This window comes from Clostridiales bacterium (genome assembly GCA_030016385.1).
GTDB lineage: Bacteria > Bacillota > Clostridia > Clostridiales > Oxobacteraceae > JASEJN01.
Genome location: JASEJN010000028.1, coordinates 1 through 24,538 on the forward strand (window position 1 = coordinate 1; position 24,538 = coordinate 24,538).

Genomic DNA, 24,538 nt, shown 5'->3' on the forward strand with positions numbered 1-24,538 from the left:
ACTTACAAAACTTGAATCTGCCGAATGAGTGTTCAAAATAACATAAACTCATATTCCCAATCGAAGATTATTGAAATAATAATCTTCAAATAAAAAAGCACACCTCCAAATGTCAGTTATTTTTGTCTGACATTTGGGGTGCACTTCAATTTCATCGTTTGAAATACGGCCTTGTTTTTACTTCCCATCAGAATCTATGGCAGCCTCTTTTAAAAGATCCATAAATTCCGTACTCGTTTTGCTGAGATTATAAAGGTATCTTGCAAAATCGTATTTTAAATCGTCCCTCTTTAATGCGAACTCCACTGTTGCCTGCAAAAATCCTAATTTGTCGCCCACATCATAGCGGCGGCCTGTAAATTTGTATGCGTACATTGCCTCGGTCTTTAAAAGTTCCCGAAGAGCATCTGTAAGCTGTATCTCTCCACCCGTTCCCGGCTTTGTTCTCTCAAGTATATCGAATATTGAAGGATTGATAATATATCTCCCAAGTATGGCTATATTCGAAGGAGCTTTATCTATATCAGGTTTTTCGATAAGGTCCTTTACTTTATACACTCTGTCTTCTATGTATTTGTTTGCAACTATACCATACTTATTGACTTCATTTTTATCTACTTCCTGCACTCCAAGTATTGTAGTCTTATACTCGTTGTACACATCAATAAGCTGTTTCAAACATGGTACCTTCGAATCTACCACATCATCGCCCAGCATAACAGCGAAGGGTTCATTACCTACAAATGTCTTTGCGCATAATATGGCATGCCCCAGGCCCTTTGGCTCCTTCTGCCTTATATAATAAATATTTGCCATATTGGATACCCGCTCAACAATCTCCAGCAGCTTATCATTTTTTCTGTGTTTTAATTCTGCCTCAAGTTCAACGGATTTATCAAAATGATCTTCTATAGCCCTTTTGTTCCTTCCCGTAATTATCAATATCTCTTCTATTCCCGAAGCGACAGCTTCTTCAATAATATACTGGATCGTAGGCTTGTCAACGATAGGAAGCATCTCCTTAGGTTGTGCTTTAGTGGCAGGTAAAAACCTTGTGCCAAGACCTGCCGCAGGTATTACAGCTTTTTTGACTTTCATTTTATACCTCCAAAAAAATTTTATTGTTTATATTATTCCCGAAAATAATGTAAACGTATTATTCTGGATTAACTCCTTACAAATAAAATGTTCTAATTTATTATTTCAACAATTTTTTTTGTTATCCTTCATGGATTTGAAATAAATTCATTTTTATATAAGTAAATATATATTGTCAATATTATTATCGGAGAAATAGCATGAAAAATAAGGATGTTTCATTGAAGGCAGCCGCAGTTTTTATCGGCACCATAGTAGGGGCGGGTCTCGCATCCGGGCAGGAGATACTTCAATTTTTTACTTTGTATGGATTTTATGGCCTATTCGGCATAGTAATATGCGGTATCCTGTACATAATAACAGGTTTGATAACCGTGAAGCTTTCATATAAATATAAAACATATTCATACAATGAGCTTATTTATTTAAGTTGCGGCAGATATTTCGGATGGGTAGTCGATGTTCTCACAACCGTTTTCTTCTTTGGAGGAGCATGCATAATACTTTCGGGCAGCGGTTCAATATTTTTGGAATCATTCAAGGCTCCTTACATAATAGGGGCTATAGTCATGGCAGTAGCAACCGCCGCAGTTGTGTTCAACTCTACTGATGGTTTGATATTCATAAATTCAATAATAGTGCCTCTTATGATAACCCTCATAGTGACCATATGCATACTGGTATTTGTAGAAAGGCCCGGTTCATATCACAGCATGATAATAGATATAGTAAATTCTCCGGCATTCAAAAAAAACTGGCTCTGGTCTTCCCTTTTATATTCATCCTTCAATATGCTTTCGACAACGGGTGTGATATCGCCTATGACACGGGACATAAAGGACTCGAAAGGCATGGCAAACGGCATAATAATAGGCTCCGTATGCTTATTTATTTTAACGCTTTTGATGAATATAGTTCTTATTTTAAACGAGCCTAATATTTTCAGGTTCTCAATACCGATGCTATTTGTTGCAAAAACCATAGGCCCTGTGGCCACATTTCTTCTCTCTATAATAATATGGCTTGAGATGTTCTCAACGGCTGTTTCGGATGTTTACAGCCTTTCAAAAAAAATACATCACAGTTTCAAAATAAACTACAGATTTTCCATAGTGTTGATTTTATCAGCCGCCCTCCCGTTTATCAAAATAGGGTTTGAAAACCTCATAAAAGTTCTTTACCCTTCATATGGTTTTATAAGCTTTATATATATAATCTGTCTTATACGCCTTTATTTGAAAAAATGACATAAAATATAATGCAATTTCAATAACATCTGCATATTGTATGGTAGGAAACCTTATTTCTAGGGCGTATGTAAATTATTTGAAGAATATTATTTCAATCGCTAAGCTCACAGTCTTTAGAGTCTGTAAACTTGTTCAGGGCAGAATCAAAACTCGCTTCGCAAAAGATTGATTCTGCTAATCCTGAAGCTAAAGTTAACAGACTCTAAAGACTTTCCGCTAATTGCTCTTTCCATAATATTCTTCAAATATAAAATATGCACCTTATTTCAAGGAGATGGTTTTATGTCAGACTTTGGCAGACACGAACATGAATGCTGTGGAGTTACCGATCGTTATTGTAATCATTGCCATAAAATCAAAGATTTGAAATCGTGCAAGCTCATTTTTCTGGAGCAGGGGCGCAATCATGTACACTATTATTATGGGAAAACTTCCAAAGACGATAAACATAGGCATAATGTCTGTTTTTATACAGGTCCTGCCATGCCGGCAGCATGCGGCTGCGGGCACTACCATTATTATTACGGCATAACATCATGCGACGACGGACACGTTCATTATTTCAGGGGTATAACCGATATATATGGTAAAAACGAATAGGAAAATCAGCGGCTGCTCATATCTTGTGAAGAAAGCGGCCGCTATATTTATTATCCTCGATTCGTAATATGAGCTTGTGTTATTTTGAACACTCATTCGCCAGATTGAAGATTTATTATTCCACGTCTTGCAAGTCCATAAAATGCCCGAGTTTCTTTATGACGATGTTCTTAGCCATTGCATTTTTGCCGACTTCACAGTCGCAATAGCCTCCATTGTCTTCAAACAGTGCCATTATTTCATCCTCATATTCCGGCAGGTATTTTTCGACCACTTCTCTTGCTTTATCATTGGAATTGCAGTCACAAAAAGCTTCATCGCAGGCCTCATCCATTTCGTCCAGGAACTGAGTGAAATAATCGATCTTTTCATCTGCGCCCTCAAGCATTATTTCGCCGTTTTTTATATAAGCCTTAAACTGCGGCATATAATCCCTCCTCTTCACTTCGGAAACTCTGGATTTGCCCTTGACTTGAAAAACCCTGCAAAGCTTGAAATAGTAAATAAAGTATCAAGGACCAACACCATTCTTTTAAATAGCTATTCTTAAAGTATAAAATATATGCCACATTTTATTGAATCGCCTATTACATATCTTCTTCCTTGAGTGCATCGATGATATTTTCCTTCTTGATTTTAGCGCTTGAATACAACATGGTGGAAGCCACTATTATAAAGACCAGAGCGATTGCCACTCCATAGTTTGCCCACGGCAGAGAAAACTCAAAATCATATTTTAGGCCCTCCAAATAGTAGAGTCGCCACGCGATGGCTATGCTGATCGGCAGACCATACAATAACGCTTTCATTCCATAAAATACGCTCTCAAATCGGATCATCTTGTTAAAGCTTCTGGGTGTCATCCCAACCGAGCGGAGCATTGCGAATTCCTTGCGCCGCAATGCCACGCTTGTGGATATTGTATTAAAGATATTTGCAATGCAAATAAGACTTATGAGGATGATAAAACCATAGATAAAGACCTCGAGAAACAACCTGTAATCCCGTTCAGATTTAGCACTGGCAGCGATATTTAAGATGATTATCCTGCCATTTAAAGTATTATCTGTAAGCTTTTTTATTTGCTCTTCTAATTTATCGCTGTTGCTTGTATTCAAATACATGCTTTGTCTTATGCTTTTTTGGTATTCAGGGCGAAGCTTAGACTGAAACGCCTTGAAAACTTCTTCACTAACCACCAGCGTATTTTCATAAGATTGGGTAAGTATGCCCATAGGCCTTTTATCCGTAACCGTTCCTGCTATGAAATCGAATTTTTCAAGCTGATTTTCCCGATAAGGATAACAAAAATGCAGCAGTCCTCCGGGTTTTATGTTCAAATTTTCGCCGGCAACATATTTTTTATCAATGGGAACTTTAATGTAATTTATTAAAATTCCATTCAAAACATCTGGATTCTCATAATCCCTTGGATCTGCACCCACAGATTTTGCGTATTTTTCAAATGCCGGCCCATCAAGGCAGTAAATTCTCGCGCTTATGTTATATTTGCCCTGTTTATCCGGTTTCATTGATTTCACTATTTTTTTAGCCGTCTCTGTCAACTGGGTTTTGTCTGCCAGAAATATACCCTCAGTCACCTGTGCCATTGCAGAATCAGTAACAAAGTCAAGCCGGGCAATTTTACCATTTAGCTCTTTAATCTCCGACGGAGGCACATCCATATAATCTACTGAGATATCGTAATTCAAGCCCATATAGCGTGCAGAAGATGCTTTGCCTGCAAAGTCGGCATAATATGAAACGGTCAAAAATAAAACAAGGCTGATAATAAGCGATAAAACAGTAGCACGATATTTCCTTCGGTTGCGCTTCAGATTCTTCAACGCGATTTCTCCTTCAAAGCCAAACAGCGGCCGAACCAGGCGAGAAACTTTCACTGTTTTTTTGGTCAATTTTATTTCCTTCGTCTGGCGTATCGCATCGATAGGCATGATTCTGGAAGCACGCCTTGCAGGAATCCATGCCGAAATAAAAATTGTTAAAGCTGCAAATACAACCGCTACCGCAATCGACAGAGGCGAAACCACAAGTTCAAGCTGCAGGCCGTATGACGAAAATGATGTAAAACTTTCCATCAAAGGGCGTAAGGCAAATATAGTGATTCCAATGCCTGCAATTCCTGCTGCGATCCCCGCCGGGATCCCGACAAGCCCTATGAGCAGAGCTTCAAAATAAACATTTTGCCTCTTTTGTCCCTTGGTCGCCCCCACACTTGCAAGCATTCCAAGCTGGCGGGTACGCTCAGATACGGAAATCGCAAATGCGTTATATATAAGCGATATGGAAGCTATCATGATAATGACAATCATAATAAGGACAAAGCCATATATGATAGTTTGCGTATTATCGTCTTTAACGGCTCCATAGTATCTCAGCAATTCATCGTTGAACTCTACCTCATTGGCGTCCTTTCCAACACTTCCCGCAAGAGAATTCACATCATCAAAAAAATGATGGGTCAGCTTTCCGGCGAGTATTGTTACATTCACGTTATCATCGGGTTTTAACGCACTTTCATCAAGATATGTGACGGCCGTATAACCCGGAGCCCAGCGGGGTTCAAAATTAGGGCGCTTTATGATGCCTACAACTGTATATATTTTAGTGGATTCAGGTACAAGCTTTTCCTCATAAGTAACTTCGCCTTTTTCATCCTTTGTATTCCCAGACTGGAGGGAGGTATCCTGCAATAATTCTTTACCGTCGCTTCCTATTCGTTTCCCTATATTGAGCTTCAGCTTATCGCCGATATGATACGTTACGCCCCCATTGGTTTGAATATGCTGGGACAATACAAGTTCACCGTCATTTTGCGGCATGCGCCCGGCAACCAGTGTAGTGGGGAACTTTATGTTGTTTTTCATATCATACTGCTCGATGAACAGGTATGGCTTTTGATCATTCTTAGAGCCGTTCAAGCGGGCATAACCTATGTTGCGGCTTAGCATGACCTGCTTTATAAACTTGGCGTTTTCTATGGTCTTTATATCACTTACCTTAACGTTTGTAATTGTGGCATGCCAGTTGCCGTCGCTTACAATAGCTCTATTCCGCATCAAAGTTATAAATGATGAACAAAAAGTGGAAACAGCAGTAATCATGGAGGTAGAAATGATAATTCCGATAATAGTTACAACGGTCCATTTCCGGTTTCGTTTCAGGCTTCTAAGGGTGAATTGTTCAATAACGTTCATAAACGTATCACCTCATCCTTAGCGATGTGCCCGTCCTCGATTGCAATAATGCGGTCGGCCTGCAGGGCGATATTCTGGTCATGGGTAACCAGTATAAGCGTCTGGTTATATTTTTTATTGGACATGCGAAGCAAATTTATTATATCTGCGCTGTTTTTGCTGTCAAGGTTCCCTGTCGGCTCATCCGCAAGCACCAGCGCAGGGCTGTTTATAAGCGCACGGCCGATGGAGACGCGCTGCTGCTGGCCGCCTGAAAGCTGATTTGGAAGATACTTTGCCCGATCGTTTAAATTAAGAGTTGAAAGAATTGCCGAGAGCTGCCCTTTTTCAGGCTTGCGCTCATCCAAAAGCAGAGGCAGCATAATATTCTCTTCTACATTCAGAACCGGAATCAAATTGTAAAACTGATATATCAGCCCTATCTGCCGCCGCCTAAAGATGGCAAGCTTTGTCTCATTCAATGTATAAATATCCGTATTCTCGATTAATACCCTTCCGGATGTCGGACGATCCACACCTCCCAATATGTGAAGCAGTGTGGATTTGCCTGACCCCGACGGGCCAATTATAGAAACAAATTCTCCCTTTTTCACCGAAAACGATATGTTATCCAGCGCTCTCACTTCAGCATTACCGCTGCCATAGGTCTTGGACAGATTTTCTACCCTTAAAATTTCCAAAATGCATACCCCCTTGGTAAGGAGTACGTATTTTTATATTTGAAAAATATATGTACCCCTATTGATAAGTTATACCTTATATCATAAGCCTCAAAAATGACGGACGGGTGACTTTTTTGATGACATTTCTGTCACAAAGCAATTTAATCGCAATCATCTTCTATTCGTAATTTGAGCTTGTGTTATTTATGACCGATTTCATTACGAATCGAAGGTAATCATTTTTGGGGGTACATTTTTTATATTTAAAAAATATTAATGCATCCATTTTTTAGGAAAACGCAAAATAAATTCCGACCCTTCTTTAGGTTTGCTTTTCACTTCAATAGTTCCATTCTGCGCTTCAATAATGGATTTTGCCATGGCAAGCCCGATACCCACACTATCGCTTCCGGCATTTTTGCCCTTGTAAAACCTGTTAAATATATAAGGCAAATCCGCTTTATCCATGCCTTCACCGTTATCTTTCACCGTTATTTGAGTAAACAGCGCATTGGTAAAAACCGATATATCGATTTCCCCTCCAGATGGCGTATGCTCAATACAATTTTTGATAATATTGAGCAAAGCTTCTGATGTCCAGTTAGGATCGCATACAAAAAATATATGGTCGGTTTTGACGGACAGCATTTGATTTTTAATCTCCATAGGTATCAGCATGGGAGCGCAGGCCTTTTCAATAAGATCATCGGGATTGGTGCTTTGGCATTTGAATGCAACTGCATCTGCGTCGAGCTTGGAAAGCTTGAGCAGCGATTCCACCAGCCATTGCAGCCTTTCCAACTGCCTCTTGATTTTTCTAGTAAATTCAGTGCGCTTCTTATAAGTTAGATCGCCGTCACAAAGCAAATCCGTCATTACGAACATAGACGTAAGGGGCGTCTTCAATTGATGTGATATATCCGAAAGAGAATTTGCAAGATTGATTTTATCTCTCTTCAGCTGTTCATTTTGTTCTCTAAGCATCACCGTGACCTTATAAATTTCGCTTTTTAATATCGACAGCTCACCTTCATTATTATCCTGCAATTCCAGAAAGTAATCTCCGCTGTTTACTCGTTTCAAATAATCGCCAAGTCGCATCAACTGGCGGTAACGCCAATATGTAAAAATAAAAAATACAGCAATCAGCAATAGGAAAAAGCTTCCGCCTATAACTGCCGCCATCGGCGAAATGGTATAAAAAATAGCAGTACCTATTATGCCGATTGTAAGAACCGTTAAAAGCAGATACTTCACCTCTCTGTTTCGCAACAAGCCCACCTCAATCACCCGCCCGGTATCCAAGCCCACGGACCGTCTTGATATATTTAGGATTTTGAGGATTATCCTCGATTTTCTCACGCAGGCGCTTGATATATACTGTTAAAGTATTGTCGTTCACAAATTCTCCAGCAATGTCCCATATTTCCTCCAGCAACTGATCACGGGTCAGGACCTGTCCCTTATTTCCGGCAAGTGCCAGCAATAGCCGATATTCCAATGCAGTAAGAGGAATATTGATTCCGTTTTTTATAACTTTGGCCTGCTTGGTATATATAGCAATATCGCCCAGATAAACCTTATCTTCTATCCGGTCACCATGTCCTGCCCTGCGCAGCACCATCCGTATGCGCGATAAAAGTTCCCTCAAATGAAAAGGCTTTGTTATATAGTCATCAGCGCCCATATCCAAGCCCATTACTACATTGACTTCATCATCGCGGGCAGTTAGAAAAATCACAGGCAAATTTGTTTTTTCTTTGATAACGCGGCAAATGTCGTATCCGTTCCCATCGGGCAGCAATAAATCAAGTATGGCCAGATCAAAGCTGCCGTTTTCAGCGGCATTCAATGCGGAAGCAGCATTATAACAAGTTTCCACGGAATACCCTTCACGAGTCAGGGAATAGTTAAGACCCATCGCTATAGTTTTATCATCTTCAACCAGAAGAATTCTTTGCATATTAATCACCAATTATTATTATACAGTCTTTTCATATATTTTACATATCATAAAATGTTTTAAAAATAAATTGATTGCACAAAATGCAATTAATTAATAGAATATATTTATGACATGTTTTGAGAGGAGCGTTTATATGTCCCAGTTATTATCGATTTTAATATCCCTTGTTATAATAATAGTAGCTTTGAAAATTACACTGAAGTTGACTGGATGCCTTATAAGGCTTATTGTGTTTTTTATAGCATTATGGCTCGTATTGTGGATTTTGAACTTTAGCTTTCATATGCTAACTTTTTTATTCTAATTACAATTTATAATATAAAATTTCGGTACAGGTACAATTTGCTGTTATAAACTAAATGCTGGTGAATATGTTATCCACATAATCCCCATATTTATCCACATGCGGTTTATTTATCCTTAGATATTAAATTATAACCAGCAATAGCAAATTTACCTGTTTTAGGAAGAAGTGGAATATATGGAAATATTGAATTTGTTGAAAAAATGCGAACTGTGCCCGAGGAAATGCAGAATTGACAGAACTAACGGACAGGTTGGATACTGCAGAGCAGGCTATGAGATAAAAGCCGCAAAAGCAATGCTGCATATGTGGGAAGAGCCGTGCATAAGCGCAGGACATGGTTCAGGCGCCGTATTTTTTTCAGACTGCAGCATGTCCTGCGTATTTTGCCAAAACTATAATATAAGTCAGGAACACATGGGGAAAAAAATCTCGATCGAAAGGCTTTCTGAAATATTTATAGAGCTTCAAAATAAGGGTGCCAATAATATAAACCTTGTTTCCCCGACGCATTACGTGCCGCAAATAATAAAGGCACTGTCGGATGCCAAACATGAAGGCCTAAAAATCCCTGTAATATACAATTCAAACGGCTATGAATGCACAGAGACATTGAAGCATCTCAATGGACTCATAGATATATATCTTCCCGATTTAAAATATTACAGTGAAAGATATTCTGTAAAATATTCAAAGGCGCCGGACTATTTTCATTATGCATCAGATGCCATACTCGAAATGTACAGACAAACAGGTTCTCCTGTCATAGAAAACGGACTCATAAAGAAGGGATTGATAATCCGCCACCTGCTCCTGCCGGGAATGCTATCGGAATCCAAAAAAATACTCGACTGGATATCGGATAATCTCCCGAATGATGTTTATATAAGCCTGATGAGCCAGTATGTCCCTATGTACAAGGCAAAAGAGTATCCGGAAATAAACAAAAGGGTAAAACCCCAAACATATGAATGGCTTATCGACTATGCCCTATCTATCGGGCTCAATAACGGATTTTTGCAGGAATTTGGATCTGCAAATGATACATATACCCCGCAATTTAACTTTGAAGGCTTATAAAAACTTGTAGAATTTGGATCCTGCAAACTGGGGGAAACCATTGGTACATATTTTTATATTCGAAGAATATATACACCGACAGGCCTTGACCTTTAAGCGTTTGATTTTTCCTTCATATTAGTAGTATTATATGTATATGTATAATATATTTTATTGGAGGACATTTGTTCTCCATTCGTATTTATATTTTATTATCGGGAGGTAAACTTATGAATCCTGTAAAAATTTTAACCGACAGCATGGCAAGCCTTACTAAAGCACTTATTGATAAATACAATTTAGCTATCATACCCGAATATGTTGTATTTGACGAAAAGAGTTATTTGGACGGAATCGACATAACAGAAGATAAAATGTATGAACTGGTCGAGGAAAAGAAAAAACTTCCTAAAACATCCGGAGCGACACCCTTGAATTTTATAAATGCCTTCAAACCATGGATCGATCAAGGCTATGATATCGTCTATATCAGCATGTCGTCCGGTTTTTCTTCAACTGTCCAGAATGCCAGAATCGCATCTAAACAATTCACGGAAGGTAGGATCTACATAATAGACTCGAGAAATCTTTCCTCCGGAATCGGACTTCTTGCTCTTCAAGCAGCAGAATATTCCATGAAAGGCATGGATGCGAAAATGATATACGAGAAAATACTGAAACTCGTGCCGAGAGTCAGGACATCATTTATCATAGATACCTTGAAGTATCTCTATATGGGCGGCAGATGTTCTTCGATTCAAAGATGGGCAAGCTCAGCTTTTAAAATCCATCCGCGAATAATCGTCGAGAACGGGATTATGATAGTTGGCGAAAAATTCAAAGGAAAAAGGCTGGCTGTTTTAGATGGCCTCTTAAAAACAGTAACGGTAAGAAAAGATAAAGTTGATACGCACAGAGTATTCATCACCCACTCGTTAACACCCCAAGAAGATGTGGATTTTTTAAGCAAGGGACTGTTATCCGAAATAAAGATTGATGACCTTCTCGATACGCCTTCAGGCTGCGTTATTGCTGCTCACTGCGGTCCAAAAACAATCGGCATAATCTACCTTGAAAAAGAATAATCGCACAATAAAAAAACATCACGGCTCCTATTTAAGCCGTGATGTTTTTTTATATTAAAATTATAGTTCAGACATTCTCTTATAATTTGCCAGCCTCTCTTTTGCATCTTCTTCCGACTTTTTGAATAATTCCTCAGCGGTGTCCGGGAAGGCTTTAACAAGAGATGCGTAACGTACCTCTCCCATCAAGAAATCCTTAAATGAACCTGTAGGTTCTTTCGAATCAAGCGTAAACGGATTCTTGCCCTGTTCTTTAAGGACCGGATTGTATCTGTACAGCTGCCAGTAGCCTGCATTCACTGCTTTCTTCTCTTCCTCTATGCTCTTTCCCATGCCTGCTTTAAGTCCATGGTTGATACATGGAGCATAACCTATTATGAGCGATGGACCAGGATAGCTTTCAGCCTCAGTTATGGCCTTTATTGCCTGGCTCATATTGGCACCCAATGCGATCTGGGCAACATATACATAGCTGTATGTCATAGCCATTGCTCCGAGGTCTTTCTTCCTTATTCTCTTTCCTGATGCAGCAAATTTAGCTACAGCAGCAGTCGGAGTGGATTTTGACGATTGTCCGCCTGTATTTGAATAAACTTCCGTATCAAATACAAGTATGTTTACATCTTCTCCCTGAGCTATAACGTGGTCGAGTCCGCCATATCCTATATCATATGCCCAACCGTCTCCACCGAATATCCACTGGGATTTCTTTATAAGAAAGTCTTTCTTGTCTATTATTTCCTTTATAACAGGATTTGCTGCATACTGCCCTAAAAGCGGCAACATCTTATAAGTAGCAGCCTTGGATTCTGCGGCATTATTCTTGCCTGCAAGCCATGCGTTAAATGCATCTTTTAATTCGTTGCTTACATCTAAGTTTAATGCTTCTTTTATAAGATCTGCAAGTTTTTCCCTTATCTGTCTTACTCCAAGGAACATGCCGTATCCGTATTCAGCATTATCCTCAAACAATGAGTTAGCCCATGCAGGCCCTTTGCCTTCTTTATTTACGCAATAAGGAATCGATGGTGCCGATGCCCCCCAAATAGACGAACATCCTGTTGCATTGGCTATCAACATCCTATCTCCAAACAACTGGGTTACAAGTTTGGCATAGGGTGTCTCTCCGCAACCTGCGCATGCGCCGGAAAACTCTAAAAGCGGCTGTGCAAACTGGCTTCCCTTTACAGTATCGCGCCTCATGAGATTGTCTTTAACCTCAACTGTTGTAGCGAAGTCCCAGTTCTTTGTCTGTGCCTCAAGCTGTCCTTCAAGAGGCTCCATAGTAAGAGCTTTTCCTTTAGCAGGGCAAACATTTGCGCAGCTTCCGCAGCCTACACAATCAAGAGGACTTACCTGAATCCTGAACTTGTATCCTTCAAACTGCTTCCCGCCAAGAGCTTTTTTGGTTACAAATGTTTCCGGAGCTCTCTTTGCTTCTTCTTCATTTAGAAGTATCGGTCTTATTGCAGCGTGCGGGCATACATAAGAGCACTGGGTGCACTCTATGCATTTTGTGCTGTCCCATACAGGAATCTTAACGGCTATACCGCGCTTTTCATATGCAGCTGTTCCCATTGGGAATGAACCGTCTTCTCTTCCTACAAACGTGCTTACAGGAAGTTTGTCTCCCTCCTGCCTGTCCATAGGAATAACCACATTCTTTACAAAATCGGGGATATCCTTTGCTGCAGCTGCTTCATCAGCATCCGCCGCATCAGCCCATGATGATGGGTAATTTATCTTGACTAATGCATTGACTCCTCTGTCTATGGCTGTATGGTTCATCTTGACGACATTTTCGCCTTTTCTGCCATAAAGCTTTACAACATCTTTTTTCATATGAACGATAGCTTCATCAATAGGAATAACATTTGCCAGTTTGAAGAATGCTGACTGCATTATCATGTTTATCCTTCCGCCAAGCCCTATTTCGGATGCTATCTTTACTGCGTTTATAGTATAGAACTTGATATCATTTTTTGCGATATACCTCTTCATTGAACTTGGAAGCTTTTCTTCAACCTCTTCCGGTGTCCACATGCAGTTTAAGAGGAATGTGCCGCCTTTTTTCAATCCTGCCAAAACATCATAATTGTATACATAGGATTGGTTGTGGCAGGCGATAAAATCTGCCTGATTTATAAGGTATGGAGATTTTATAGGCTTTTTGCCAAACCTTAAATGTGACATCGTAACTCCGCCTGATTTCTTTGAATCATATGCGAAATAAGCCTGGGCGTATAAGTCCGTATTGTCACCTATTATCTTTATAGCACTCTTGTTGGCTCCCACAGTACCGTCTGAACCAAGTCCCCAGAACTTGCACTGTATTGTCCCTTCCGGTGTCGTATTTATGTCTTCCTTTACAGGAAGCGAAAGATTTGTAACATCATCTACAATGCCGATTGTAAAATGATTCTTTGGCTTTGCCTGCTTTAAGTTTTCATATACTGCAAGTATCTGAGCAGGCGTAGTATCCTTTGAACCAAGACCGTAACGGCCTCCGACAATTACAGGCCTTACATCGCTGTCAAAGTATAACGTACGTACATCTTCAAATAACGGCTCTCCGAGCGCTCCGCTCTCCTTAGTCCTGTCGAGGACGGCAATCTTCTTCACTGTCTTTGGCATAACGTTGAAGAAATATTTTGCTGAGAAAGGCCTGTACAAATGAACCTTGAGCACTCCGACCTTTTCACCCTTTGCCCTTAAAAAGTCTATGACTTCCTCAGCTGTATCGCATACAGAACCCATGGCGACTATAACATTTTCAGCTTCAGGGTCCCCATAATAATTAAATGGATGATATGCTCTCCCTGTAACTTTTTCAATCTTTCTCATATAATCTTCAACAATATCCGGAACTGCATCATAAAATCTATTTGAAGCCTCTTTTGCCTGGAAAAATATATCAGGATTTTGAGCAGTACCCTTTACCATCGGATGTTCAGGATTTAAAGATCTTGCTCTGAATTCCTTCAAAGCTTCATAGTCCAACAACTTTTTGAATTCATCATAATCGATGACTTCTATCTTTTGAATCTCATGGGATGTCCTGAATCCATCAAAGAAATGTAAAAACGGTATCCTTGATTTTATAGCGGCAAGATGAGCTATTCCGCCTAAATCCATAACTTCCTGAACGCTTCCTGATGCTAACATGGCAAATCCGGTCTGTCTGCATGCCATGACATCGGAATGATCTCCGAATATCGAAAGTGCATGTGTTGCAACTGCACGCGCTGATACATGAAATACAGCAGGCAAAAGCTCTCCTGCAATTTTATACATATTAGGAATCATAAGGAGCAATCCCTGTGAAGCTGTGAATGTAGTAGTCAAAGCCCCTGCTGAAAGTGAACCGTGAACAGCGCCTGAAGCTCCTGCTTCCGACTGCATTTCTGCAACCTTTACCTTTTGCCCGAAAATATTAGTCCTTCCATGGGCTGCCCATTCATCGACATGCTCAGCCATTGGCGATGATGGAGTTATAGGATATATGGCTGCAACTTCTGTAAATGCATAGGCAACATGTGCAGCAGCCTCATTCCCATCCATGGTTTTCATAGCTTTTGTCATATAACTTCCTCCCCTTACAGATAATATTTATGTCATTCCCTTATGCTGTCAACCTGAAGGCATCTACATTTGTCTAACAGTTTGTCCCCCCTGCTTTCAAAGCAACATTTATAACCAGGGTTTATATAAAACAGCCTGGTTATAAATTTGAACTCCCTAACGACTAAAGTCACGAGTATGCGGGCAAAAAACTCATCAAACAAAAGTAAATACCAAACAGTATTACACTTTTTCAATAATAATTATATCACAAGTATTAAATATAAAGTACATATCACAATAATAATTTTAACTAATACAGATTATTTTTTCAATATATAACACAATAAATAACATAGATTCTATGCCTTCTCTTGTGTTTCATGTAAAAATTTAGATTATGGAAATGGCCCGAAGGACAAATCCATCGGGCCGAAAAAGTTAAATTATCTCAAGACTGTCTTTGTCAGGAAGAGCTGGAAATTGGGCTGTAGGCAGCGTCTGGTACCAGAAAGCCACAGATGCTATATCATCCCTCAATGGAAGGTAATATCCACCTTCCCTCCAGCCTAAAGCCTGAATGGTTACCTTAATATCACTTTCAAAACGTATTGGATCGGCAATATGCCACCTGTACAGGCCAAACCGCGTCTGGGAACTATACAACCCGTCCGGACGGATTACCTGGCACAAACCGCTGTATGGAGTCGTAAACTCCTGATAATCGTGTGTTTTCTGATTTTCAAAATTGTATGAGCCGCAAAAATAATCCTCAGTGCCGGTCCCGCATATAGTAGGATATTCTTTGTCTCCATCCAGATAAAACTTTATTTCCCCTTCGCCCCACCAGCCTGCGTTGTTCGAACCCCAGGCTATATATGTTCCGACATAATGTCCCTGGCCCTTCACACCGTCAAGTATTGTATAAACTTTCTTATAGGGCAATGGGTTTACACGCCTGAACTGAGCATGGAAATATGCGGCATTATCAGGCACGTCGGTTAGAGTATAGTCAATCTGGTAATACAACGTCATATCATCGGCGCCAATGTTTGTCATGGTCATCCTGCAGCTCTTTTTAAACGGCATGTTCCAATAGCAGTTAAAGGCACTGCCCGGATTTACACATACGGCAAGGGAACTTACCTGAGCATATCTATTCCAGCCGCATGCGAAAAAGTCTCCGACAGGGCATTCAACTGAAGGATTTTTCTGGCCATCCCAGTATATTCTAAGTATGCTGTTTCTCCACTTTCCAGTCGGAGTCAACCAGATATGCTGTATGGCCCCGGGGCCTTTAATATCGGCTATCTTAAACGTCTCACCGCTATGTATGACGACCGAAGGCGATATCTTCCATCCACGTCCCAATTTGCTTGCAGCCCTTTTGCCGGTGCCCTCGGTGGCCGTTCCGGCCTTGCCTTTCTCACCTGTAAAATTCTCTGCGCTTATCGATCTCGTTTTGGCAGATGATATTAAATGAAGATTGCCCATGTTAACATTCAAACCGTCAAAATTATTCATTTAAGTACCTCCCGTTTTGATTTTTCATTCATATGATATCAAAATTTTCACATAAAAGCTATATAAAATTATTTTTCATTCTTAAATTACAGCAATAAATGCGCCCATTTTATAGAAAACATAAAATTATATACACTCCAATCCGATGAATGAGTGTTCAATATAACACAAGTTCAAATTACAAATTGAACTATTTCTCGATAGCTGCGGGTTGGCTGTTAATAGCCCTGATTATTTCAGGATCAAATTTTGGCTTTCTATCATAGGTATAGAGACCGTTGACTTCCTGCTCTATATCATAAAGCTGAGTATAACAGAATGCACAAATCCCGGGGTTATTTAAAAGCACACCGGTAAGTCCCCTGTACCGCTCAATAAACTCTTCTTCACTTGAAGGGTTCTGCCCGTAACCCCAGCCATTTTTATTCCCGGGACTCCACTTTATGCCGCCATATTCGCTTACAAAATAAGGCTGACCATCATATTTCTGCCTCTCCGGGAACGACACGAATACCTCTCCTCCATTTTTCATGGGTTCATATCTCTTTGCAAAGTTTGCAACATTCTGGTCATAATCATGCACATCGAATATGTCTGTCACTACATGATAATTGCCGCTCGTATCGATCACGGGACGCGATGTATCCAATGCTTTTGTCACGTTGTAAACAATCCTTAAAACTTCATCATCCTGTTTCGTACCATTATTGTCCCAAGTCTCATTAAAAGGACACCAGCCCACAATCGCCGGATGGTTAAAATCCCTTTCAATCTCTTCCATCCATTCAGGCAGAAACCTCTGGAGCCCCATGGGATTCGTGATATTCAAGCCCCAGCTTCCCTGCTCTCCCCATACCATGTAACCCATTTTATCGGCCCAGTACAAAAATCCCGGTTCAAATACTTTTTGATGCAGCCTGGCACCATTAAAACCGAGTCCCATCGATATTTCAATATCATTTTTCAAACATTTCTCTGAAGGTGCCGTATAAATTCCATCAGGGTAAAAGCCCTGATCCAAAACAAGCCTTTGAAAAACAGGCTTCCCGTTTATGAGTATCGCACTGCTGCTTAGCGAAACGCTCCTCAGCCCAAAATAACTCTTTATATTATCTATAGGGCTGCCGCCTTCAGATAATGTAAGAACAATATCATAAAGATTGGGGCTGCCTATCTCCCACAGGTGGACTTTATCGAGTCCTATAGTGAGATTTGTATGATTACCTATTACAACCGATTCTCCCCTGCCTTCAATTTTTCCATTGAACATCGCCTCTGCCTTGAAGTTTAGGCCTGATGGGCTGCCTTTAAAAAATGCCTCTATATGGAGACATTTGTTCCCAGGATCAGGTATATATTTAAAAGATGAAATATAACTTTCAGGCACGCTTTCGAGCCATACTGTCTGCCATATGCCCGTAGTCCTCGTATAATCGCACCCATGTGAATAATACTCGCTGCTCTGTTTTCCTCTCGGCTGCAAACCGGAGCGTACATCATCCTCGGCACAAACAGTAACAATATTTATTCCCTTCTTTATTAAATCCGTTATATCGAAAGTAAAAGGGGTATAACCGCCCATGTGATTGCCAGCAGACATGCCGTTAACCCATACCTCGGCAGCATAATCCACAGCGCCAAAATGTATAAGCACCCTTCTTGAATACCAGTCCTCGGGTATGACAAATTCCCTCCTGTACCAGACCGATTCCATAAAATCATTATATTCAACACCTGAAAGCCTGCTTTCAGGGCAAAAGGGCACGATAATGCCGCCCCTTAGTTTTTCCGATTCAAACAGCCTCCTTGCCCTTCCGCTTTTGCCGTTATCGATTTCGAATTCCCAGCGTCCATTGAGATTCAACCATTTCTCCCTCACCATCTGCGGGCGCGGATACTCCGGCCTCGGTATCTTGCAATCAGCATTTTCCATATAAAATCCTCCTTAATAAGTCGCCTAAGGTCAGTCAAATAAATTTACTCCCTGCTTAACAAGTGCCTTCTGGACCAACCTGTAATCAAGCTCTCCCGGTTTTGACCCCTTTTGTACGCACAATCCGGCTGCTGTACCTACAGCCTGTCCCATAGCCATGCATATCTTCATGACCCTGTATGATGCATGGGCCCTGTGGGTACCTGAAATACAGCGCCCGGCCGTATAAAGATTCCCGACCTTTACCGGGACAAAGCACCTGTATGGAATATCATAAGGTTTAACTTTAGCCGCCGCACCTATGGGGGTGCTGTCGGCTACGCCTTCAGCCTGCCCGCCTCCAGCGGGGTTATGGATATCTATAACAAAAACTGCATTGTGCACCACTACATCTTCGAATTTTCTTCCTTCTATAAGGTCCTCATCCTTCATAACATACATGCCCTTTACCCTCCGGCTTTCCCTGATCCCCAGAGTATTTGAACTTTCCTTGACATAACAGTTTTCACAGCCGGGCATATATTTTCTTAAGAAGTCAACGACCTTGTCTATCTGCTTGCGAAGGTCTACCTCCGCCTTGCAAATATCACTGTGGTCCAAACCGTTTATGTAATTGGCCTGAGTGGCATTTATCATCCTTTCACCCTTGCGTATGGTTTTATAAAGCCTTACAATTGAAACATTCGAAGGAAGTTCACCCTCAAGTGACTTTTGCTTGCAAAGCTCAACAAACTTATGCTCCGGCGTACCTTCCGGATAATCTTCTTTCCCACAGTCGATAACCTTATCGTCATCGACATTGGAGATTATAAACATAAGTGTGGCAGGCTGGACCAAATTATCTGAATCACGGCCCATCATGCACTCTGCTCCTGCCATATAAGAAACCACTCCATCTCCGGTGGCATCTACAAAAATCCTGCCTTTTATCACTTCCAGCCCGCTTTTACTTGCAACGACAAGTCCGTCAATGGTATCTCCATTCATAAGCACATCGACAACAGATGTCTGCAGGTATACATCTACTCCTGCATCCACAGCCATCTCGATAAACAATCTTTTCGCATCTTCCACATCATGCTCGCACCAATTATTCCAGATGCCCAGCTTTTTTTCAATTTCATCGGCAATGGTACCGCTTGATACGGAACCCATAATAGGTCCCACCAACCCGGAAGTTAAGTTTCCTCCCAGAACACCATACCTCTCCACAAGCGCAGTCTTCATACCTGCCCTTGCGCTCGTTACAGCTGCTGCAAGACCCGCAGGCCCCGACCCCGCCACAACTACATCAAATTTACCTGCTACTTCTACTTCACGGCAGTACTTTACCTTTTCCATTATCACATACCTTCTTTCAATAAAACGTAGTAAGCAAAATTTTCACATAATATCATACTACCACTTATTGCTTTATAAATGTAATCCTATAATACTTACAATTATAAAAGCTTTATAATTTTTAAATAAAATATAGAAAAATAAGAAGGAATTTCATTTTTTATGCAGAAGTAGCATAATATATTGTAACAAAATGCCATATAATAGAAAAATTAATGTCTAATAATTGATAAATAATAGTCATGTTTCTTTCATCATTTAGCTAGTACCTGTTTATAGATTTTATGTAAAAATCGATACTTATAATCAAAGGGAAATGATATATAACATGAATGAAAATGTCGGACTGGATTTTTTGAAAAGCAGGATACGCTTGATCGGGAATGAATGGAAACTGATGCAACGTGATACAAGTGAAAAAAGAATATCTGCTGAAAATTTTTATAAGAATAAATTGATGGGATTAATACAGGAATACTTTAAAATCGTATATAACTATAATAGGTGCAAAATTAGTTTATATAGGAAATGACGATTACCTTAACGATCTTAAAAAACCTAACCCCGGACATGAAAAGTTATACTTTGTAGACGATCCATACAAAGTATTTGGAAATATTGAGAAAGATAAGGCAATATATTTGTTTAATGCCATGGATTATACTTCGGCCTTCAGAATTTTCGAAAATTTAGATTCCAGGGTCCCGGGTACAAATGGAGAATATGCTGCATTGAAGTATATTTCAAAAGCTTATAATTCATGGGACAACCTTAATATTAAAGATGCAAAAATCAATCTAGAAAAAAGCTACAATATAATATGCAGAGATTGCAAGATACAAAAGAATTATACATTAAGTTCGTCAGAAGAAAAAATCAAGAACCAGTTAAATATATTAGCTATTCTTGAAAAACTTTATTTCAATAAAGATAAGGATAAAAATATAGATGAGTTAAAACCTCTTGAGAAAATAGTGGAGAAGATATTATCAAAAGTTGAACCATATACGGGGGATATAATAAAAGATGTTCATTACACTGTATGCCTCTGCAGGGATTTCAAACTTATACAACAGGCATATACATTGCTTCGTGAAAATATAATAAACTACGCATGTAAGAAAGCCGGATTCGATATCTGGCCTATAAAAGATATATCAAATGATAAAAATCCCGATCAGAAATGTAGTCTTAGACAGGTTATTGACTCGGTATTAGGTAGTTTTTGTCATGAAGAGAGTATAAATAAACTTACAGATTCGGAAAAACAGATAAGGAAAAAATTGAAACCATTTATATCCAAGGAACTGTCGGACCTATATAGAAATATAGGAGATTTTAGAAATGATTTAAACCATGGCGGTTATAGGCAGTGCCCGAAGGAATATAAAATGTTCATCAATAAGCTCGATGAGTTTATTGAAAAAAGTGCTATTCTTCTGAATATAAAGTGCTAATTTTTACAATTTTGTGATATTATATATTCATAGGAGGTGGCAAAATGCGAGTTATATTAGAATTTACAAGTGATAAGGACCTATATTTACCTCTTCAATATAACCATATTCTACAGGGATTTATATATAACCAGATGACAGATAGCGAGTTCAGCGAGTTCCTTCATGATGAAGGATTCAAATATGGCAAAAGGCAATTCAAATTATTCACATTCTCAAGGCTAGAAGGTAAGTTTAAAATTCTAAAGCAAGAGGGCAGGATCGCGATTAAACCGCCTTTTAAGCTTACTATTTCATCACCTATAGATGAATTTATATTTGATATATCAAAAAATATGTTTAAAAAGGATTATTGCATTATAAATAACCAGAAACTTCAGCTAAATTCATTAAATATTATAAATCCGCCTGTATTTAAAAATAGGACAAGGATAAAATTCTTATCCCCTGTTGTCATGGATTCGACGATTGAAGATAAAGGTGTGAAATATACTTATTACTATTCTCCCTGGGATAAAAATTTTTCCATATTGCTCCAGAAAAATTTGCTAAAAAAATATGAAATCGTTTATGGTGAAAATCCAACAGACTCACATTTTAATCTTAACCCAATAGGCAAAGAAGATACAAGATATCGAAAGATACTGAAATATAAAGATACAGTGGTTAAAGGCTGGATGGGTATATATTACATAGATAGCAGCTATGATTTACTTAAGCTTGCTTATTATTCAGGCCTTGGAGTCAAGAATCCTCAAGGATTTGGATGCTTTGAGATTATTTGAAAGGGGGGATAAAATGATAAATGCAATAAAAAATCTTGGTGAAATGGTAATTGAAACTGAGAATAAGAAACTTTTGGATGTACTCATAGAAAATCCAAATTCAGGTGGCAGTTATAAAAATGTTATTACGATAGATTTTGTGATAAGTGATACTGATATCGAATATAATGGAGTTAATATTGAGCAGTATGACAGTGCAAAAGTAAGCAGATACATGTATACAAGCGGTGGAGGAAACGGCCCTGGTTTAACACCTGCCGCAAAAATAACAGAACCTGAAAAAACTTTCAACATGAAAATAAAAGGCTGGTTTAAAAAACTTGACTATAAAAAAATAGATACGGACGACAGCTATAAGACACTATTGCAAAGAATAAACAAACTTCTTGATGAAAATAGCATAGATATAGTAAAAAATATCAAAAAATTTAGAAATGATTTCCCGAAAAAAGAAGGATTAATCTTAATGCTAAGGTTTGCTGATAAAAACGGATATAAGTATATAGGCGATTTCCAGGTGTTTAGAGATCTGCTTTTGCGCAAGGATAACGAAAAATACATGAAACTGTATTCTACTGATAAAGTATGTTCCATCTGCGGCAAAAAAAGGGATCTAGTATTTGGGAAAGTCGATACATACGCTTTTTATACAATAGATAAAAGAGGATATATTGCAGGAGGGTTCAACGAAAAGGATTCGTGGAAAAATTATCCTGTTTGTCCTGAATGCAGACTCGCTTTAGAAGAAGGCAAAAAATATGTGGAGTCAAATCTGTCTTTTAAATTTTACGGTTTAAGATATCAGCTCATACCTGATTTCATAATAGGTGAAAAAAGCATAAAGAGTGACATACTTGATATATTTAAAAGCAGAGATAAATTGGTTTCACTAAAAAAAAGCACAAAAAAAAGAATTATCGCTGATGAAGATGAAATACTCGATTATCTAAAAGATGCCGATGATACTATGACATTGAATTTCCTATTTATAAAAAGATCCAATTCTGCAGAAAGAATACTGCTTTTGATAGAAGATGTATTTCCATCTCATTTAAGGAAAATATTCGATGGGAAAGAAGCTGTCGATAAAATATTCAACGAAGGATTTACATTTAAAAACATACGAAACTTCTTATCGAAATCAGATATTAATAAAAGAAACAGCGATCTAGATGGTTATTTTCTTGATATAACAGATAGGATTTTCAAAGGAAATGCCGTTGATTATTCACTTTTAGTAAAATTTATAATGAAAAGGGTTAGAGAGGAATTCATAGCTGACAGATATTATAAAAACTCGATTAAAGATGGTATGATGACAGTCACTTTCCTTGAAAAATTAAAATTGATAAATATGGAGGTTAAAAAAATGGAGGAAAGAATTTTTGATGGCATATTTGAAAAATATGGAGAGGATTTCAAGACGCCCTTAAAAAGAGGCCTTATTCTCCTTGGCGCATTAACCGAGCTTCTTTTAAGAAAGCAATATACCGATAGAGGAGGAGCAAAACCTTTCATGAAAAATCTAAAAAGCTTAAAAATGTCCGAAAGGGATATAAAAGGACTTCTGCCAGCTGTCCAAAACAAGCTTGAAGAATATAAAGCCTTTGATAAAGGAAAAAGGCTCCTTGCGAGGGAAGCCTCCAATTATCTTTTATTGTCGGGAGATAACTGGAACATACCTATCGATGAGATAAATTTCTATTTTGCATGTGGCTTGAATTTAGCCGATGATTTTACAGCTATAATTTATAAAAAAGAGGAGGAAAAAGTAAATGAGTAATTTAATTCAAAACCGTTCAGAAATTTTATTCCTGTATGATGTAAGCTTTGCAAATCCAAATGGCGATCCTGTTGATGAAAACAAACCGAGAATTGACGAAGAAACAGGTTTAAACATCGTCACAGATGTTCGCTTGAAGAGGACCATAAGGGACTACCTTGCGCAATATAAAGGGAAAGACATATTTATACTTGAAACAAGAAAAGAAAACGGAGAACTGGGTACAAAAGAGGATAGGATGAGTAAGTTCGGTACGGATAAAGAAATAGTAAACAAATGTATAGATGTAAGGCTATTCGGGGCGACAACAGCCGTAAAGGATAAAGTTATGACATTGACCGGACCTGTACAGTTTAAATATGGGCGATCACTTCATAAAGTAAATATTACATATATTAAAGGAACAACAGTTATGCCATCCAAGGTAGGCAATAACCAGGGGACATTCACAGAGAAATATATACTTCCATATTCATTAATAGCATTTTACGGAATAATAAATGAAAATGCTGCTAAAAACCAAGATATACCTCTGACTGATGATGATATTAATCTCATGCTCGAAGCTATGTGGAACGGCACAAAGAATCTTATGTCAAATTCAAAAATGGGACATACTCCAAGAATACTTCTTCAAGTTATATACAGGGAGAATAATTATCAGATGGGCGAACTGGACAAAAGGATTAAATTCATACACAACATGGAAGATGAGAAAATAAGAGACATAAGAGATGGCAGGATAGATATAACAGAATTAGTAAAGGGATTAAATGCAAATAAAGATAAAATAGATGGCATAAGATACAGCGTAGATGACAGGGCAATATTTTCTATCAATAACAGTGTATGCAAATTAGAAGATGCATTAAGAGATTTCCAATTAGAAAAACTTGAGTTTTGAGGGGATAA

18 protein-coding genes are annotated in these 24,538 nt (G+C 38.8%); 8 read left to right on the forward strand and 10 right to left on the reverse strand.

The annotated features are described in order from the left end of the window. Window positions 1-177: 177 nt before the first annotated feature. Window positions 178-1,098, reverse strand: coding sequence for a UTP--glucose-1-phosphate uridylyltransferase GalU (galU, locus tag QME45_08040; GenBank protein MDI6618613.1), 921 nt, complete (start codon window positions 1,096-1,098; stop codon window positions 178-180). A 200-nt stretch (window positions 1,099-1,298) separates the two neighbouring features. On the opposite strand from galU, the gene QME45_08045 reads away from it, so the two are divergent. Together QME45_08045 and QME45_08050 are read left to right on the forward strand one after the other, a co-directional pair. After that, window positions 1,299-2,345: a transporter gene (locus tag QME45_08045; protein MDI6618614.1), complete on the forward strand. Its 1,047-nt coding sequence runs from the start codon at window positions 1,299-1,301 to the stop codon at window positions 2,343-2,345. A gap of 285 nt (window positions 2,346-2,630) precedes the next feature. Beyond that, the gene (locus QME45_08050) at window positions 2,631-2,948 is read left to right on the forward strand and encodes a YmaF family protein (protein ID MDI6618615.1); all 318 of its coding nucleotides are present in this window, start codon (window positions 2,631-2,633) and stop codon (window positions 2,946-2,948) included. A 115-nt stretch (window positions 2,949-3,063) separates the two neighbouring features. Here the strand turns inward: QME45_08050 and QME45_08055 are convergent, their stop codons facing one another. From QME45_08055 to QME45_08075, 5 genes are all read right to left on the reverse strand, one after another. After that, window positions 3,064-3,375, reverse strand: coding sequence for a hypothetical protein (locus tag QME45_08055; GenBank protein MDI6618616.1), 312 nt, complete (start codon window positions 3,373-3,375; stop codon window positions 3,064-3,066). Between the two features lie 160 nt (window positions 3,376-3,535). Continuing rightward, window positions 3,536-6,166 carry an FtsX-like permease family protein gene (locus tag QME45_08060; protein ID MDI6618617.1) on the reverse strand — a complete coding sequence of 877 codons (2,631 nt, stop codon included), beginning with the start codon at window positions 6,164-6,166 and terminating at the stop codon, window positions 3,536-3,538. Next, window positions 6,163-6,846, reverse strand: a complete 684-nt coding sequence (locus tag QME45_08065) for an ABC transporter ATP-binding protein (GenBank protein ID MDI6618618.1) — start codon at window positions 6,844-6,846, stop codon at window positions 6,163-6,165. The genes QME45_08060 and QME45_08065 overlap by 4 nt, the downstream gene beginning before the upstream one ends. 255 nt (window positions 6,847-7,101) lie before the next feature. Beyond that, window positions 7,102-8,109, reverse strand: a complete 1,008-nt coding sequence (locus tag QME45_08070; protein ID MDI6618619.1) for a HAMP domain-containing sensor histidine kinase — start codon at window positions 8,107-8,109, stop codon at window positions 7,102-7,104. Between the two features lies 1 nt (window position 8,110). Continuing rightward, window positions 8,111-8,791, reverse strand: a complete 681-nt coding sequence (locus tag QME45_08075) for a response regulator transcription factor (protein MDI6618620.1) — start codon at window positions 8,789-8,791, stop codon at window positions 8,111-8,113. Between the two features lie 484 nt (window positions 8,792-9,275). On the opposite strand from QME45_08075, the gene QME45_08080 reads away from it, so the two are divergent. Continuing rightward, window positions 9,276-10,178, forward strand: a complete 903-nt coding sequence (locus QME45_08080; GenBank protein MDI6618621.1) for a radical SAM protein — start codon at window positions 9,276-9,278, stop codon at window positions 10,176-10,178. A gap of 209 nt (window positions 10,179-10,387) precedes the next feature. Beyond that, entirely contained in the window at window positions 10,388-11,242 is an 855-nt protein-coding gene (locus QME45_08085) for a DegV family protein (GenBank protein MDI6618622.1), read from the forward strand. A gap of 60 nt (window positions 11,243-11,302) precedes the next feature. Here QME45_08085 and nifJ read toward each other — a convergent pair whose 3' ends face one another. From nifJ to QME45_08105, 4 genes are all read right to left on the reverse strand, one after another. Continuing rightward, a complete protein-coding gene (gene nifJ, locus QME45_08090; GenBank protein MDI6618623.1) occupies window positions 11,303-14,824 on the reverse strand; it encodes a pyruvate:ferredoxin (flavodoxin) oxidoreductase in 3,522 nt (1,173 codons plus the stop codon). Window positions 14,825-15,244: 420 nt separating this feature from the next. Continuing rightward, entirely contained in the window at window positions 15,245-16,327 is a 1,083-nt protein-coding gene (locus QME45_08095) for a DUF2961 domain-containing protein (protein ID MDI6618624.1), read from the reverse strand. Window positions 16,328-16,517: 190 nt separating this feature from the next. Beyond that, entirely contained in the window at window positions 16,518-18,260 is a 1,743-nt protein-coding gene (locus tag QME45_08100) for a glycoside hydrolase family 2 TIM barrel-domain containing protein (GenBank protein ID MDI6618625.1), read from the reverse strand. 30 nt (window positions 18,261-18,290) lie between these two features. Beyond that, window positions 18,291-19,601, reverse strand: a complete 1,311-nt coding sequence (locus tag QME45_08105) for an FAD-dependent oxidoreductase (GenBank protein MDI6618626.1) — start codon at window positions 19,599-19,601, stop codon at window positions 18,291-18,293. Window positions 19,602-20,101: 500 nt separating this feature from the next. On the opposite strand from QME45_08105, the gene QME45_08110 reads away from it, so the two are divergent. From QME45_08110 to cas7b, 4 genes are read left to right on the forward strand one after another with little or no spacing between them, the layout of a single operon-like run. Then, entirely contained in the window at window positions 20,102-21,058 is a 957-nt protein-coding gene (locus QME45_08110) for a TM1812 family CRISPR-associated protein (GenBank protein MDI6618627.1), read from the forward strand. Between the two features lie 44 nt (window positions 21,059-21,102). After that, window positions 21,103-21,843, forward strand: a complete 741-nt coding sequence (gene cas6, locus QME45_08115; GenBank protein MDI6618628.1) for a CRISPR-associated endoribonuclease Cas6 — start codon at window positions 21,103-21,105, stop codon at window positions 21,841-21,843. A 13-nt stretch (window positions 21,844-21,856) separates the two neighbouring features. Further along, window positions 21,857-23,626 (forward strand): TIGR02556 family CRISPR-associated protein, encoded by a 1,770-nt coding sequence (locus QME45_08120; protein MDI6618629.1) that lies wholly within the window; start codon window positions 21,857-21,859, stop codon window positions 23,624-23,626. After that, window positions 23,619-24,530, forward strand: coding sequence for a type I-B CRISPR-associated protein Cas7/Csh2 (gene cas7b, locus QME45_08125; protein ID MDI6618630.1), 912 nt, complete (start codon window positions 23,619-23,621; stop codon window positions 24,528-24,530). The genes QME45_08120 and cas7b overlap by 8 nt, the downstream gene beginning before the upstream one ends. Window positions 24,531-24,538 lie beyond the last annotated feature (8 nt).